This is a genomic window from Klebsiella sp. ME-303 (assembly GCF_007910085.1).
Classification (GTDB): Bacteria; Pseudomonadota; Gammaproteobacteria; order Enterobacterales; family Enterobacteriaceae; genus Klebsiella; species Klebsiella michiganensis.
In genome coordinates, this window is the sequence record NZ_VOJB01000089.1 from 88,607 (window position 1) to 102,994 (window position 14,388).

15 protein-coding genes and 1 other annotated feature are annotated in these 14,388 nt (G+C 54.8%); of the genes, 10 read left to right on the forward strand and 5 right to left on the reverse strand.

Translation table 11 applies throughout. The annotated features are described in order from the left end of the window. Positions 1–53: 53 nt before the first annotated feature. The 6 genes from yjjY (at position 54) to thrC (ending at position 6,319) form a co-directional block, all read left to right on the forward strand. A complete protein-coding gene (yjjY, locus tag FQK12_RS20290; protein ID WP_001541509.1) occupies positions 54–194 on the forward strand; it encodes a protein YjjY in 141 nt (46 codons plus the stop codon). A gap of 398 nt (positions 195–592) precedes the next feature. Then, the gene (locus FQK12_RS20295) at positions 593–1,279 is read left to right on the forward strand and encodes a tRNA/rRNA methyltransferase (protein ID WP_014227846.1); all 687 of its coding nucleotides are present in this window, start codon (positions 593–595) and stop codon (positions 1,277–1,279) included. A gap of 212 nt (positions 1,280–1,491) precedes the next feature. Then, positions 1,492–1,560 (forward strand): thr operon leader peptide, encoded by a 69-nt coding sequence (gene thrL, locus FQK12_RS20300; protein ID WP_004222578.1) that lies wholly within the window; start codon positions 1,492–1,494, stop codon positions 1,558–1,560. Next, positions 1,499–1,616: a sequence feature (Thr leader region), on the forward strand. Its footprint overlaps the gene before it by 62 nt. 25 nt (positions 1,617–1,641) lie before the next feature. Next, complete coding sequence (gene thrA, locus FQK12_RS20305; protein ID WP_014227847.1) at positions 1,642–4,104, forward strand: bifunctional aspartate kinase/homoserine dehydrogenase I; 2,463 nt, start codon at positions 1,642–1,644, stop codon at positions 4,102–4,104. Between the two features lies 1 nt (position 4,105). Continuing rightward, complete coding sequence (gene thrB, locus FQK12_RS20310; protein ID WP_014227848.1) at positions 4,106–5,035, forward strand: homoserine kinase; 930 nt, start codon at positions 4,106–4,108, stop codon at positions 5,033–5,035. A gap of 3 nt (positions 5,036–5,038) precedes the next feature. Further along, positions 5,039–6,319, forward strand: a complete 1,281-nt coding sequence (gene thrC / locus FQK12_RS20315) for a threonine synthase (protein WP_004098452.1) — start codon at positions 5,039–5,041, stop codon at positions 6,317–6,319. 52 nt (positions 6,320–6,371) lie between these two features. Here thrC and yaaA read toward each other — a convergent pair whose 3' ends face one another. Together yaaA and FQK12_RS20325 are read right to left on the reverse strand one after the other, a co-directional pair. Then, positions 6,372–7,145: a peroxide stress protein YaaA gene (gene yaaA / locus FQK12_RS20320; protein ID WP_004098454.1), complete on the reverse strand. Its 774-nt coding sequence runs from the start codon at positions 7,143–7,145 to the stop codon at positions 6,372–6,374. A gap of 77 nt (positions 7,146–7,222) precedes the next feature. Beyond that, a complete protein-coding gene (locus FQK12_RS20325; protein WP_014227849.1) occupies positions 7,223–8,653 on the reverse strand; it encodes an alanine/glycine:cation symporter family protein in 1,431 nt (476 codons plus the stop codon). Positions 8,654–8,856: 203 nt separating this feature from the next. On the opposite strand from FQK12_RS20325, the gene tal reads away from it, so the two are divergent. The 3 genes from tal (at position 8,857) to FQK12_RS20340 (ending at position 11,928) form a co-directional block, all read left to right on the forward strand. After that, a complete protein-coding gene (tal, locus tag FQK12_RS20330) occupies positions 8,857–9,810 on the forward strand; it encodes a transaldolase (protein ID WP_004098458.1) in 954 nt (317 codons plus the stop codon). A 99-nt stretch (positions 9,811–9,909) separates the two neighbouring features. After that, positions 9,910–10,497, forward strand: coding sequence for a molybdopterin adenylyltransferase (gene mog / locus FQK12_RS20335; RefSeq protein ID WP_004098459.1), 588 nt, complete (start codon positions 9,910–9,912; stop codon positions 10,495–10,497). A gap of 120 nt (positions 10,498–10,617) precedes the next feature. Next, positions 10,618–11,928 carry an MFS transporter gene (locus tag FQK12_RS20340; protein ID WP_014227850.1) on the forward strand — a complete coding sequence of 437 codons (1,311 nt, stop codon included), beginning with the start codon at positions 10,618–10,620 and terminating at the stop codon, positions 11,926–11,928. A 46-nt stretch (positions 11,929–11,974) separates the two neighbouring features. Here the strand turns inward: FQK12_RS20340 and satP are convergent, their stop codons facing one another. The 3 genes from satP to FQK12_RS20355 all read right to left on the reverse strand — a co-directional run bounded on the left by satP (position 11,975) and on the right by FQK12_RS20355 (position 13,811). Continuing rightward, complete coding sequence (gene satP / locus FQK12_RS20345) at positions 11,975–12,541, reverse strand: acetate uptake transporter (RefSeq protein ID WP_014227851.1); 567 nt, start codon at positions 12,539–12,541, stop codon at positions 11,975–11,977. A gap of 88 nt (positions 12,542–12,629) precedes the next feature. Continuing rightward, complete coding sequence (gene msyB, locus FQK12_RS20350) at positions 12,630–13,379, reverse strand: acidic protein MsyB (protein ID WP_014227852.1); 750 nt, start codon at positions 13,377–13,379, stop codon at positions 12,630–12,632. 27 nt (positions 13,380–13,406) lie between these two features. Beyond that, positions 13,407–13,811, reverse strand: coding sequence for a DUF2541 family protein (locus tag FQK12_RS20355; protein ID WP_014227853.1), 405 nt, complete (start codon positions 13,809–13,811; stop codon positions 13,407–13,409). A 386-nt stretch (positions 13,812–14,197) separates the two neighbouring features. Between FQK12_RS20355 and FQK12_RS20360 the strand changes: the two genes are divergently transcribed. After that, the coding region (locus tag FQK12_RS20360) for an Hsp70 family protein (RefSeq protein WP_146295762.1) at positions 14,198–14,388 on the forward strand (191 nt) is incomplete at its 3' end.

Consider the following 14,388-nt stretch of genomic DNA (forward strand, 5'->3'; position numbering starts at 1 on the left):
CAAAGTCCCTGACCTGCCTGGTGCATGTCGCAAATTAACATGCCCGGCGTAACATGACTAAAGTACGTAATTGCGTTCTTGATGCACTTTCCATCAACGTCAACAACATCATTAGCTTGGTCGTGGGTACTTTCCCTCTGGACCCGACGGTGTCAAAAACGGCTGTCATCCTAACCATTTTAACAGCAACATAACAGGCTAAGTGAGGCATGACACCCAATAAAACTACGCTTCGTTGACATATATCAAGTTCAATTGTAGCACGTTAACAGTCTTGTGAAATCATTGCATCTAAACGGGATTCATCTTCACAATTCATACTTCGCTCAATTAGTTGCAATGAGAAAATAATAAACGCGGTGAATCCAAAGCCTCAAAACGTACTCGGACGTAAATTTCATTGCCAAACATACGGATAAAGCCGTTCTGTTAACATACTCTGTGTCATGGTGCCTTGGGAATAGTTTAGTTTTTTTTATGGGTGATAAAGCTCAAATTTAGTGATTTTTGTTGCAAATTTGTAAATTCACGGCGCGTAAAATGAGGGAAAAAATCGTTATTCCCACCGCCTAAAAGGTAAAAGAGAAACCGAATGCGTTTATCAATTGTATTAGTGTCCCCGGCTCGGGCGGAAAACGTCGGGGCGGCAGCCAGAGCGATGAAAACCATGGGGTTTAGCGACATGCGTATCGTCGATAGCGAGGCGCATTTGCAGCCCGCCGCGCGCTGGGTCGCGCACGGTTCTGGCGATATCCTCGATAATATCAACACTTATGCCACGCTGGAGCAGGCGCTGCACGATGTTGATTTTACCGTGGCCACGACCGCCCGCAGCCGGGCGCGTTTCCACTACTACGCGACGCCGCAGCAGCTCCTGCCGCTGCTGGAAGAAAAAGCGCAGTGGATGCATCATGCCGCGCTGGTGTTTGGTCGGGAAGATTCTGGTCTGACGAATGAAGAGCTGGCCCTTGCCGATGTGTTGACCGGTGTGCCGATGGCGGCTGACTATCCTTCGCTAAACCTGGGGCAGTCGGTGATGGTCTATTGCTACCAGCTGACCTCATTGCTGCAGCGGGCCCCGTCAACCTCCGCCGACGCAGATGATAATCAGCTGCAGGCGTTACGCCTGCGAACGCGCGCTCTGCTTAACCGCCTCGGCGCGGGTGACGATGTAAAACTGTCCGACTGGCTGGAGCAGCGGATAGGACTTTTGCAGCAGCGAGACACCGCCATGCTGCATCGTTTACTGCACGATATTGAAAAAAACCTCCCAGGGTAAAATGCTGTCATATTATTTTCATATGGTCTTATGTGCTAATTATTTGCGTCTGGATGCGTAAATGCGGATGAATTGTCAGGTTGCTATGGCGTATTGGCCAGGTGTGAAAAAAAGGGCTAAAAGTAGAAATTCGTTGACTTAAGTCGACAGATACTTTAACCAATATAGGCACAGGACACAGACAGATAAAAATTACAGAGTACACAACATCCATGAATCGCATCGGCATGATCACCACGATTATCACCACCACTATTACCACAGGTAACGGTGCGGGCTGACGCGTACAGGAAACACAGAAAAAAGCCCGCACCTGAACAGTGCGGGCTTTTTTTTCGATAAAAAATCAAGGGGTCATAACCATGCGTGTGTTGAAGTTCGGCGGTACATCAGTGGCAAATGCAGAACGTTTTCTGCGTGTTGCCGATATTCTGGAGAGTAATGCCAGGCAGGGGCAGGTAGCGACCGTACTGTCTGCCCCGGCGAAGATCACTAACCATCTGGTTGCGATGATCGAAAAAACCATTGGCGGGCAGGATGCGCTGACCAATATCGCTGATGCCGAACGCATTTTCGCCGAACTTCTGCAAGGCCTCGCCGATGCCCAGCCGGGCTTTCCGCACGCTCAGTTGAAAATGTTTGTCGAGCAGGAGTTTGCGCAAATCAAACACGTCCTGCACGGTATTAGCCTGCTCGGACAGTGCCCGGATAGCGTCAATGCGTCTCTGATCTGCCGGGGAGAAAAGCTCTCCATCGCTATTATGGCCGGCTTACTGGAAGCGCGCGGTCATAACGTCACGGTGATTAATCCGGTTGAAAAACTGCTTGCCGTTGGCCATTACCTCGAATCCACCGTGGATATCGCCGAGTCGACCCGCCGCATTGCCGCCAGCCAGATCCCGGCTGACCATATGGTGCTGATGGCGGGCTTTACCGCCGGTAACGAAAAGGGCGAACTGGTGGTGCTGGGCCGTAACGGCTCTGACTACTCCGCAGCGGTGCTGGCCGCCTGCCTGCGCGCCGACTGCTGTGAAATCTGGACCGACGTTGACGGCGTTTATACCTGCGACCCGCGTCAGGTGCCGGATGCGCGTTTGCTGAAGTCGATGTCCTATCAGGAAGCGATGGAGCTCTCCTACTTCGGCGCTAAAGTTTTGCACCCGCGTACTATAGCCCCCATCGCCCAGTTCCAGATCCCCTGTTTAATCAAAAATACCGGTAATCCGCAGGCGCCGGGTACGCTTATCGGCGGCAGCAGCGATGAAGACGATCTGCCGGTGAAAGGTATCTCTAATCTCAACAATATGGCGATGTTCAACGTCTCCGGGCCGGGGATGAAGGGGATGGTTGGCATGGCGGCGCGCGTGTTCGCCACTATGTCCCGCGCGGGAATCTCCGTTGTTCTTATCACCCAGTCCTCTTCCGAATACAGCATCAGCTTCTGCGTGCCGCAGAGCGATTGCGCTCGGGCGAAGCGGGTAATGGAAGATGAATTTTATCTGGAGCTGAAAGAGGGGCTGCTTGAGCCGCTGTCGATCATGGAACGTCTGGCGATTATTTCGGTTGTCGGCGATGGTATGCGCACCCTGCGTGGGATTTCCGCTAAATTCTTCGCTGCGCTGGCGCGCGCCAATATCAACATTGTGGCGATTGCCCAGGGTTCTTCCGAGCGCTCTATCTCCGTTGTCGTGAGCAACGATGATGCTACCACCGGCGTTCGCGTGACCCACCAGATGCTGTTCAATACCGATCAGGTGATTGAAGTGTTTGTCATTGGCATCGGCGGCGTCGGCGGCGCGCTGATCGAACAGATCAAGCGCCAGCAGAGCTGGTTGAAGAGTAAACATATCGACCTCCGCGTTTGCGGGGTGGCTAACTCGCGCGCCTTGCTGACCAACGTACACGGCCTGAACCTTGAACACTGGCGCGATGAGCTGGCGGAAGCCAAAGAGGCGTTCAACCTGGGACGACTTATTCGTCTGGTGAAAGAGTACCATCTGCTGAACCCGGTGATTGTCGACTGTACCTCCAGCCAGGCGGTGGCCGATCAGTACGCCGATTTCCTGCGCGAAGGTTTCCACGTGGTGACGCCGAACAAAAAGGCCAATACCTCATCGCTGGATTACTATCATCAGCTGCGTCATGCCGCGAGCAGCTCACGACGTAAGTTTTTATACGATACTAACGTCGGCGCGGGGCTGCCGGTAATCGAAAACCTGCAAAATTTGCTGAACGCCGGTGATGAGCTGCTGCGCTTCTCCGGTATTCTGTCCGGCTCGCTGTCATTTATCTTCGGTAAGCTGGACGAAGGCGTAAGCTTCTCCGCGGCGACGAAGCTGGCGCGTGAAATGGGCTATACCGAACCGGATCCGCGCGACGATCTTTCCGGCGTGGATGTCGCGCGTAAGCTGCTAATCCTCGCGCGTGAAACCGGGCGTGAACTGGAGCTGTCTGACATTATCGTAGAGCCGGCGCTACCGGCGGGTTTTGACGCCAGCGGCGATGTCGACAGCTTTATGGCACGCCTGCCTTCTCTGGATGACGAGTTTGCCTCGCGGGTCTCAAAAGCGCGCGATGAAGGTAAGGTCTTGCGCTATGTCGGAAATATCGAAGAGGATGGCACCTGCCGCGTGAAAATCGCCGCGGTTGATGGCAACGATCCGCTGTTTAAAGTGAAAAACGGCGAGAATGCGCTGGCGTTCTACAGCCACTATTACCAGCCGCTGCCGCTGGTGCTGCGCGGTTATGGTGCGGGTAACGATGTGACGGCAGCTGGCGTTTTCGCCGACCTGCTGCGTACCCTGTCATGGAAGTTAGGAGTTTAAGATGGTCAAAGTATATGCCCCGGCTTCCAGTGCTAATATGAGCGTCGGGTTTGACGTGCTGGGCGCGGCGGTAACGCCGGTTGACGGCACGCTGCTGGGGGACAATGTCTCGGTTGAGGCGGCGACGAGCTTTAGCCTGCAAAACGTGGGTCGCTTCGCCAGCAAACTGCCGACGGCGCCGCAGGAAAATATCGTCTATCAATGCTGGGAGCGTTTTTGCCAGGAGATTGGCAAGACGGTACCGGTGGCGATGACCCTGGAAAAAAACATGCCGATTGGTTCCGGCCTGGGCTCCAGCGCCTGTTCCGTCGTCGCCGCGCTGGTCGCGATGAACGAGTTCTGCGGCAAACCGCTCAATGAGAGCCGAATGCTGGCGCTGATGGGCGAGATGGAAGGGCGGATTTCCGGCAGTATCCATTACGATAACGTCGCGCCGTGCTATCTGGGCGGGATACAATTGATGCTTGAGGAAAATGGCATCATCAGCCAGCAGATTCCGGCCTTCGACGAGTGGCTGTGGGTGCTGGCCTATCCGGGTATTAAGGTCTCCACCGCGGAAGCGCGGGCAATTTTGCCGGCGCAGTATCGCCGTCAGGACTGTATTGCCCACGGTCGTCATCTGGCGGGCTTTATTCACGCCTGCTATTCCCGCCAGCCTCAGCTGGCGGCGAAATTGATGAAAGATGTGATTGCCGAACCGTATCGTACCAAACTACTGCCGGGCTTCAGCGCAGCGCGTCAGGCAGCAATGGAAATTGGCGCGCAGGCGTGCGGCATTTCCGGTTCCGGTCCAACGTTGTTTGCATTATGCGATAAACCGGAAACCGCGCAGCGCGTCGCCGACTGGCTGGCTACGCACTATCTGCAAAATCAGGAAGGCTTCGTTCATATTTGCCGGCTGGACACGGCGGGCGCTCGAGTAGTGGGATAACCAATGAAACTCTATAACTTAAAAGATCATAACGAACAGGTCAGCTTTGCGCAGGCCGTCACGCAGGGGCTTGGCAAGCATCAGGGGCTGTTCTTCCCGCACGATCTGCCGGAATTCAGCCTGACTGAAATCGACGAGATGCTGCAGCAGGACTTTGTGTCGCGTAGCGCAAAAATCCTGTCGGCATTTATCGGCGATGAGATTCCGCAGGGCGTTCTGCAAGAGCGCATCGGCAATGCCTTTACCTTCCCGGCTCCGGTCAGCAAAGTGCAGGACGACGTCGGCTGCCTCGAACTGTTCCACGGCCCGACTCTGGCGTTTAAAGACTTCGGCGGCCGCTTTATGGCGCAGATGCTCACCCATATCGCAGGCGACAAACCGGTCACTATTCTGACGGCCACCTCCGGCGACACCGGCGCGGCGGTTGCGCACGCGTTTTATGGCCTGCCAAACGTCAAAGTGGTCATTCTCTATCCGCGCGGCAAAATCAGCCCGCTGCAGGAAAAGCTGTTCTGCACCCTCGGCGGCAACATTGAAACTGTGGCAATCGACGGCGACTTTGACGCCTGCCAGGCGCTGGTTAAACAGGCCTTTGATGATGAAGAGCTGAAAGCTGCGCTGGGTCTTAACTCGGCTAACTCAATCAATATCAGCCGCCTGCTGGCGCAGATTTGCTATTACTTTGAAGCCGTGGCTCAGCTGCCTCAGGAAGCCCGTAACCAGCTGGTTATCTCGGTACCCAGCGGTAACTTTGGCGATCTGACCGCCGGCCTGCTGGCCAAATCTCTGGGTCTGCCAATCAAACGCTTTATTGCGGCGACTAACGCTAACGACACCGTGCCGCGCTTCCTGCAGGACGGTAACTGGTCGCCGAAAGCAACCCAGGCCACGCTGTCTAACGCCATGGACGTCAGCCAGCCGAACAACTGGCCGCGCGTGGAAGAGCTGTTCCGTCGTAAAATCTGGCGCCTGAACGAGCTGGGCTACGCGGCGGTGGATGATGAAACCACCAAAGAGACCATGCGTGAGCTGAAGGCTATCGGCTATACCTCAGAACCGCATGCGGCGATTGCTTATCGCGCGCTGCGCGACCAGCTGCAGGCGGGCGAGTACGGCCTGTTCCTCGGCACGGCTCATCCGGCGAAGTTTAAAGAGAGCGTGGAAGAGATTCTGCAAGAGACGCTGCCGCTGCCGAAAGAGCTGGCCGATCGCGCCGATCTGCCGCTGCTGTCGCATAATCTGCCGGCCGATTTTGCCGCGCTGCGTAAGCTGATGATGGGCTAAGTCTGAATCAGCGCTTCCCTGCTGCGTGATTGGCGGCAGGGAAGCGGTTTTTTTACTGCTCGTGGCGTTTAAAGACCAGCTCTCCGTTGCCCGAAGCGTCGGCGTCAAAGAAATAACCTTCGCTATCAAAGCGGGTCAGCTGCTCCGGCTTCGTTAAGCGATTCTCAATGATGTAACGACTCATCAAGCCGCGCGCTTTTTTAGCGTAGAAGCTGATCACTTTAAACTTGCCGTTTTTCTCATCAAGGAATACCGGCTTAATCAGCTGGCCCTCAAGCCGTTTGGGTTTCACCGACCTGAAGTACTCATCAGAGGCCAGATTTACCACAATATCGTCGCCCTGGGCTTTCAACGCCTGATTCAGCTTATCGGTAATAACGTCTCCCCAATACTGATACAGATCTTTGCCTTTCGCGTTCTCAAGCTTAATCCCCATCTCCAGACGATAGGGCTGCATCAGATCCAGCGGGCGCAGAACGCCGTACAGGCCGGAAAGCATCCGCAGATGCTGCTGGGCAAAATCGAAATCGGCTTCGCTAAAGGTCTCTGCCCGCAGGCCGGTATAGACATCGCCCTTAAACGCCAGGATTGCCTGACGGGCGTTGTCCGGGGTGAAATCTGGCTGCCAGTCGTGAAAGCGGGTCGCGTTCAGGTCAGCCAGCTTGTCGCTGATGCCCATCAGTTTACCAATCTGCGGTGCCGACAGCTGACGGGCAATGCCGATAAGCTCCTGAGAGTGTTCCAGTAGCTCTGGCTGGGTATAACGCGTCGTTGCCAGCGGGCTTTGATAATCGAGCGTTTTTGCAGGTGAAATCAGAATGAGCATATCCAGTCCTTACAGGAAATTTTTGACGACTTTAGCAAAAAAACGTCATGAGAGGATCGATAGCTGCGATTGCCGCGCTATTCGCGCGGCAGGTTGTCCCATGTTCCCGGTACCAGCTGCTGATGAATTTCAGGGTAGCGGGTGACGTCAAATTCCGGCCGCTGGCCCAGCTTCCGCTGTCGCAGATAATCGCTGGCAATGATGCGCACCGTCGGCGACAGCAGCAGGATAGCCGTCAGGTTAGTTATCGCCATCAGCGCCATGATGATATCCGCCATCTGCCAGACCACCGGTAGGCTGACCATCGCGCCGGTGGCGACCATACACAGCGTAAGCAGACGCAGCAGCCAGATGTTACGCAGGCTATCCATGCGGAGAAAAATGAGATTATTTTCGGCATAGATATAGTTTGCGACGATCGAACTGAAGGCGAACAGCAGCACGATAAAAGCGACAAAGCTGGAACCCCAGTCGCCGACGAGGTTGCTCATCGAATGCTGGATGGCCTGAATGCCATTTGCCGCTTCTTCGTTGCCGTCTCGCGGCGCCAGCATGATGATCACGGCGCTGGCGGTACAGATCACGATGGTATCAATAAAGACGCCAATCATTTGTACGATCCCCTGCGCCGCGGGATGAGGGGGCCAGGAGGCGGCAGCGGCGGCGGAATTTGGCGTCGAACCCATACCCGCTTCATTGGAAAACATCCCGCGCTGAAAGCCGCTGGTGAGCGCCTGGCTGATGGTGTAGCCCACCGCGCCCGCAGCGGCCTCTTGCCAGCCGAAAGCGCAGCGGAAAATGATTTCAAAAATCGTCGGCAGGGCGGTGATATGCCACAGGCCGATAATCAGGCTGGTCAGCACCCACAGTAAAGCCATAAGCGGCACGAGCCACTGCATCAGCCGCGCTACGCCGCGAATCCCGCGAACGATGACCAGCAGGGTCAGCGCCGCCAGCACGACGCCGGTGATAACATCGGGTAAACGAAACGCATACTCCATGGCATGGGCAACGGAGTTGGCTTGTACGGTATTAAAGATGACGCCGTAGGCCAGCAGGAGAAGAATGGAAAACAGCACGCCCATCCAGCGCATGCCGAGTCCCCGGGCCATATACCAGGCCGGGCCACCGCGAAAGTGCCCGCGGGAGTCGCGCTCTTTATAAAGCTGCGCGAGAGAACATTCGGCGAAACTGCTGGCCATGCCGAGCAGCGCCGAGACCCACATCCAGAAAACGGCGCCAGGGCCACCTGCGGCAATGGCCAGCGCCACGCCTGCCATATTGCCGCTGCCCACGCGCGCCGCCAGGCTCATACAGAGCGCCTGAAAAGAGGTTAACCCGCCGGGCTGCGGCTGAAGGCTCTTTTTCAGACTTCTGCTAAACTGGCGGATATAACGGAACTGTATAAATTTTGTTCGCCAGGTAAACCAGACGCCAGCGCCCAGTAACAGATAAATCATTACCGAGCCCCAGAGTATTTCATTGATAAACGACAGAAAATCAGGCATCAAGCATCCTCTTGCCCATATCGGTGCGCGAGTGTAAGCGCTACCAATCCAGTGACAATCCTTTAGTGTTCAGGGAATTAATTGGCCCAGTTTATCACACTCTGCGCTCATGCATTGTAGGCGGTTGCGCTGCCCCGGCAGCGTGTTATCATCTTGGCAGACCGGTTACATCCCCTTAACTGCTGTTTAAGAGAAACACTATCATGACGGATAAATTGACTTCTCTGCGTCAGTACACCACTGTCGTAGCTGATACCGGAGATATCGCGGCAATGAAGCTGTATCAGCCTCAGGACGCCACGACTAACCCTTCTTTGATTCTCGGCGCGGCTCAGATCCCTGAGTACCGTAAGCTGATTGATGACGCCGTTGCGTGGGCTCGCGGCCAGAGCAGCGACCGCGCGCAGCAGATTATCGATGCTTCCGATAAGCTGGCGGTGAACATTGGTCTCGAAATTCTTAAGCTGATCCCTGGCCGTATTTCCACCGAAGTTGATGCTCGCCTGTCCTATGACACCGAGGCTTCTATCGCCAAAGCTAAGCGCCTCATCAAACTGTACAACGATGCTGGCATCGGCAACGATCGCATTCTGATTAAACTGGCTTCTACCTGGCAGGGCATTCGCGCCGCTGAGCAGCTGGAAAAAGAAGGCATCAACTGTAACCTGACGCTGCTGTTCTCCTTCGCTCAGGCGCGTGCCTGTGCAGAAGCGGGCGTATTCCTGATTTCTCCGTTCGTTGGCCGTATTCTCGACTGGTACAAAGCCAACACCGATAAGAAAGAGTACGCGCCGGCAGAAGATCCGGGCGTGGTGTCCGTAAGCGAAATCTACGAATACTACAAACAGCACGGTTACGAAACGGTGGTTATGGGCGCAAGCTTCCGTAACCTCGGCGAGATCCTCGAACTGGCCGGCTGTGACCGCCTGACTATCGCTCCTGCGCTGCTGAAAGAGCTGGCGGAAAGCGAAGGCGCCATCGAACGCAAACTGGCCTTCAGCGGCGAAGTTAAAGCGCGTCCGGCGCGTATCACCGAATCTGAATTCCTGTGGCAGCACAACCAGGATCCGATGGCGGTAGATAAACTGGCGGAAGGTATCCGCAAGTTTGCGATCGACCAGGAAAAACTGGAAAAAATGATCGGCGATCTGCTGTAATACCCCATGTGGCCGGCGCCCGTCGGCCACATTAAACTGTCTGCCTTGCTCCCCTCGGTGTATTATTCTGTCTATTAATACTGTTTGAACGGAATAATCATGAACACCTTACGAATCGGCTTAGTTTCCATTTCCGATCGCGCCTCCAGCGGCGTCTATCAGGATAAAGGCATTCCCGCGCTTGAAGCGTGGCTGGCCCGTGCGCTCTCCACGCCTTTCGAATTGCAAACCCGCTTGATCCCGGATGAACAGGTTATTATCGAGCAAACCCTCTGTGAACTGGTCGATGAAATGGGCTGCCACCTGGTCCTGACGACCGGCGGCACGGGCCCGGCCCGCCGTGATGTCACCCCGGATGCGACGCTGGCGATTGCCGATCGGGTGATGCCCGGCTTTGGTGAGCAAATGCGCCAGGTGAGCCTGCACTTTGTGCCGACGGCCATTCTGTCTCGTCAGGTTGGCGTTATCCGCAAGCAGGCGCTGATCCTTAACCTGCCCGGGCAGCCAAAGGCGATTGAGGAAACGCTGGAAGGCGTGAAAGATGCGGAAGGTAACGTGCTGGTGCACGGCGTTTTCGCGAGTGTACCGTATTGTGTACAGCTGCTTGAGGGGCCTTATGTGGAAACAAACGGCGAAGTAGTAGCAGCTTTCCGTCCTAAAAGCGCCAGGCGTGAAACATTATCCTGAATTTACCGTATTCCTGATATAACCTGCATCACCAGTGGTGTGTTGTTTTATTTACGATATAGTGTTTTTTACTTTACACCGTGCGTAGAATATCTTCATACCTCTGGATGATTGCCCGTTATGTCACACTACACCCGACCTCTGAATCGACAGGATTATAAAACGCTGACGCTGGCCGCCCTCGGCGGCGCGCTGGAGTTTTACGATTTCATTATCTTTGTCTTCTTCGCCGCCGTTGTCGGCGAGCTATTTTTCCCGGCCGATATTCCGGAATGGCTGCGCCAGGTGCAGACCTTCGGCATTTTTGCGGCGGGCTATTTAGCTCGTCCTCTTGGCGGCATCATTATGGCCCATTTTGGCGATCTGGTCGGGCGTAAGAAGATGTTTACCCTGAGTATTTTACTGATGGCGCTGCCTACGCTGGCGATTGGCCTGCTGCCCACCTACGCGTCGGTAGGCATCGTGGCGCCGCTTTTGCTGCTGCTTATGCGCATTCTGCAAGGGGCGGCGATTGGCGGTGAAGTCCCCGGCGCCTGGGTCTTTGTGGCGGAGCATGTACCGGAAAAAAGAATAGGTATCGCCTGCGGTACGCTGACCGCTGGCCTGACGGTGGGGATATTGCTGGGGTCGGTCGTCGCGACGCTGATTAATACTCATCTGACTCCTCAGGGTATCCACGATGGCGGCTGGCGTATTCCGTTCCTGTTAGGCGGCGCGTTTGGTCTTGTCGCCATGTATCTGCGCCGTTGGCTCCAGGAGACGCCGATTTTCCTCGAAATGCAGCAGCGTAAAGCATTAGCGCAGGAGCTGCCGGTTAAAGCCGTCGCGCTGAAGCATCAGAAAGCGGTGGTGGTCTCAATGCTGCTGACCTGGCTTTTATCCGCCGGCGTGGTGGTGGTGATCCTGATGTCGCCGGTCTGGCTGCAAAAGCACTACGGTTTTGCCCCCGCAATCACCCTGCAGGCGAACAGTATTGCCACTATCATGCTGTGTATCGGCTGCCTGCTGGCAGGGCTGGCCGCTGACCGTTTTGGCGCCAGCCGCACGTTTATTGTCGGCAGCGTATTCCTCGCGGCGGCAAGCTGGGCGTTCTATCATCTTTCCGGCGATAGCCCGCAGCGCCTGTTCCTGCTTTACGGCGCGGTGGGGCTGTGCGTCGGCGTGGTCGGGGCGGTTCCGTATGTGATGGTGCGCGCGTTCCCGGCTGAAGTGCGTTTTACCGGTATCTCATTCTCTTATAACGTCTCTTACGCCATCTTTGGCGGTCTGACGCCGATTGCGGTGACCATGCTGATGGGCGTTTCGCCGATGGCGCCCGCGTGGTACGTGCTGGCACTGTCGTTGATGGGATTGGGGCTGGGGATCTGGCTGCGCCAGGGGCTGGAACAACAGGTCGCTGCGCCGAAAGCTGAACTGCAGCGCCTGCCGTAAATCGATAGGGCTCACGTCGCCGCTCGCGAACGGGCGGCGACGTTAATTAATGCTTTTCGCCGATTGGCAGAACGGTGCGGCCAAACTGCTCGTTCAGCACTTCACCCATCGCCAGATAGATGGCGCTAGCGCCACAGACCAGACCGACCCAGCCCGCAATCTTAACGATGCCTTCGTTATCAGCCAGGTGACCAATCGCCAGCAGCGCGAACAGCACGGTCAGACTGAGGAAAACAAACTGCAGCATACGCGCGGCTTTCAGGGTGCCAAAGAACATAAACAGGGTAAAAACGCCCCATAGTCCCAGGTACATACCGAGGAAGTGCGCGTTGGGTGCTTCTGCAAGGCCCATTTTCGGCATCAGAAGAATGGCAACCAGCGTCAGCCAAAAAGCGCCGTAAGACGTAAATGCGGTTAAGCCAAAAGTGTTGCCTTTTTTAAATTCCAGCAGGCCGGCAAAAATCTGCGCAATGCCGCCGTAAAAAATGCCCATCGCCAGGATAGCTACATCAAACGCGAACAGGCCGCTATTTGCCAGGTTAAGCAGAATAGTGGTCATGCCGAAGCCCATAAGGCCCAGCGGTGCCGGATTAGCCAACTTAGTGTTGCCCATAATTCCTCAAAATAATGATTAGAAAGGGAAGCATTCCCCGCCTCTCAGCGACGGGGCGCGGCATAATAATTAGGTGCTGCGAAACTGTCTATGATCTGGCGGGGTATTTTTCACCAATTTCATTTTTCACCTGATGAAGTCTGGTCATTTGCCGTAAACAGGCAATATGCAGTACGGCCGGGATGGTCACGCGATAAGCGCTGCCGCTCACGGCTTTGACGCCATTAAACGCGGCGCCGAGGGGGCCGCCAAGCCCCGCGCCGCGAACCAGACCGTGGCCGATGACGCTAACCGCGGCGTGCGTGCGCAGGATCTTCGCCAGCCGGATTTCCAGAAGGTGGGTGACGCCCTGCGCCAGCTTATTTGTCTGCAGCAGATGGGGAAGTAACGCTTTATGCTCGTTGACCCGGCACTCAACGGCAGTGAAGAAGTCAGCTTTCTGCCGATCGTCCATCTTCTTCCAGCTGTGTTCCAGGAAGTGCTCCAGAAGATGCAGTTCTATTTCCGGCGTAGAGGTGTGCTTATCGGCTTTGATTTTTAGCCGCTTGCAGACATCCAGCAAAATTTCCCGGTAGAACTTTCCGTGACGACGCAGCGTGTTGGCGATGCTGTCGCCGCCAAAGTGCTGGAGCTCGCCGGCAATGAGCTGCCAGTTGCGACGATAGCGTTCGGGATGCCCTGCCATCGCCTGGAAAGTTTGATTACGCAATAGCGTGCTTGAAAGACGCGGCTTTCCATTCTCATTGTGAGTCAGAATTCGGGTGAATGCTTCCAGATGCTCTTCGCTACAGCGATGAAGAAAAGAGAGGTCTTCATCATCCAGATAATTAATTTTCATAAATACCAGATAAGGTGAACAGTGATATTAATCGTCGCCAATGATTTTTAGCGAGGCCATGTCGGAAGAGTTAATCGTGTGGCCAGAAAAAGCGATTTTTTTTACGCAGCGCTTGTTATCGTTGTCGCTATTAATGTTAATCCAGTCGGTGGTTGCCCCCTGTTTGATGGTTGACGGAACGTTGAGGCTCTGGCTGGCGCTATTGCTGGCTTTAAAGTACACCGTCGCGCCTGACAGCTGGACATCGCCGCGATCGGCAGTGAGCTGGATACGCTTAATCACCCGGCATACCGGTAGCTTCAGCGTGAGATCGTTAGTCTCATTTCGCGGCATGGCGACAATCCCTAAAATTTTATGATCGTTAGCGGATGCTGACGTTATTAAGGCGGCGCTTAAAAATAACCCTGCTGATATATGAATCAGTGATTTCATGAGGATTTCCTGAATATTGGATGTGTCATAGCGGGGGCGTATTTTATCACCGGAGCTTTATTGTCTTTAGCACGTAATCATTGCGGATTATGTCAATTGTTTTATGAATATATTTAACTTTAATTATTATTGTTAATTATGTTTTGTGCGTTTTTAGGCCCGCTTTCCGGACCGCTTATGAGGCCTGCTCGCCACCCGACGGCGCGGGCAGGGCAAAAATTTTTTTGTATCCCCCCTTGATGCCGCGGTGGGCGACCCCATCTTGTAGTCAACCGCAGTGAATGAACCTGAAAAAAAATGATGTCTGGGTAGTTGAAACCGCACGTTTCGCCCTTATTACAGGTTCACAACCACATGTTGACTGAATTTTTAGTGGAGACGTTTAGATGGGTAAAATTATTGGTATCGACTTGGGTACTACCAACTCTTGTGTAGCGATTATGGATGGCACTACTGCACGCGTGCTGGAGAACGCCGAAGGCGATCGCACCACGCCTTCTATCATTGCCTATACCCAGGATGGTGAAACTCTGGTTGGTCAGCCGGCTAAACGTCAGGCAGTGACAAACCCGCAAAA

What these genes read in the sequence shown, in the direction of transcription:
- FQK12_RS20295 (WP_014227846.1), top strand. Translation starts at nt 593, where the DNA reads ATGCGTTTATCAATTGTATTAGTGTCCCCGGCTCGGGCGGAAAACGTC.
- yaaA (WP_004098454.1), bottom strand. Translation starts at nt 7,145, where the DNA reads ATGCTCATTCTGATTTCACCTGCAAAAACGCTCGATTATCAAAGCCCG.
- thrC (WP_004098452.1), top strand. Translation starts at nt 5,039, where the DNA reads ATGAAACTCTATAACTTAAAAGATCATAACGAACAGGTCAGCTTTGCG.
- tal (WP_004098458.1), top strand. Translation starts at nt 8,857, where the DNA reads ATGACGGATAAATTGACTTCTCTGCGTCAGTACACCACTGTCGTAGCT.
- satP (WP_014227851.1), bottom strand. Translation starts at nt 12,541, where the DNA reads ATGGGCAACACTAAGTTGGCTAATCCGGCACCGCTGGGCCTTATGGGC.
- msyB (WP_014227852.1), bottom strand. Translation starts at nt 13,379, where the DNA reads ATGAAAATTAATTATCTGGATGATGAAGACCTCTCTTTTCTTCATCGC.
- thrA (WP_014227847.1), top strand. Translation starts at nt 1,642, where the DNA reads ATGCGTGTGTTGAAGTTCGGCGGTACATCAGTGGCAAATGCAGAACGT.
- mog (WP_004098459.1), top strand. Translation starts at nt 9,910, where the DNA reads ATGAACACCTTACGAATCGGCTTAGTTTCCATTTCCGATCGCGCCTCC.
- thrB (WP_014227848.1), top strand. Translation starts at nt 4,106, where the DNA reads ATGGTCAAAGTATATGCCCCGGCTTCCAGTGCTAATATGAGCGTCGGG.
- yjjY (WP_001541509.1), top strand. Translation starts at nt 54, where the DNA reads ATGACTAAAGTACGTAATTGCGTTCTTGATGCACTTTCCATCAACGTC.
- FQK12_RS20325 (WP_014227849.1), bottom strand. Translation starts at nt 8,653, where the DNA reads ATGCCTGATTTTCTGTCGTTTATCAATGAAATACTCTGGGGCTCGGTA.
- FQK12_RS20340 (WP_014227850.1), top strand. Translation starts at nt 10,618, where the DNA reads ATGTCACACTACACCCGACCTCTGAATCGACAGGATTATAAAACGCTG.
- FQK12_RS20355 (WP_014227853.1), bottom strand. Translation starts at nt 13,811, where the DNA reads ATGAAATCACTGATTCATATATCAGCAGGGTTATTTTTAAGCGCCGCC.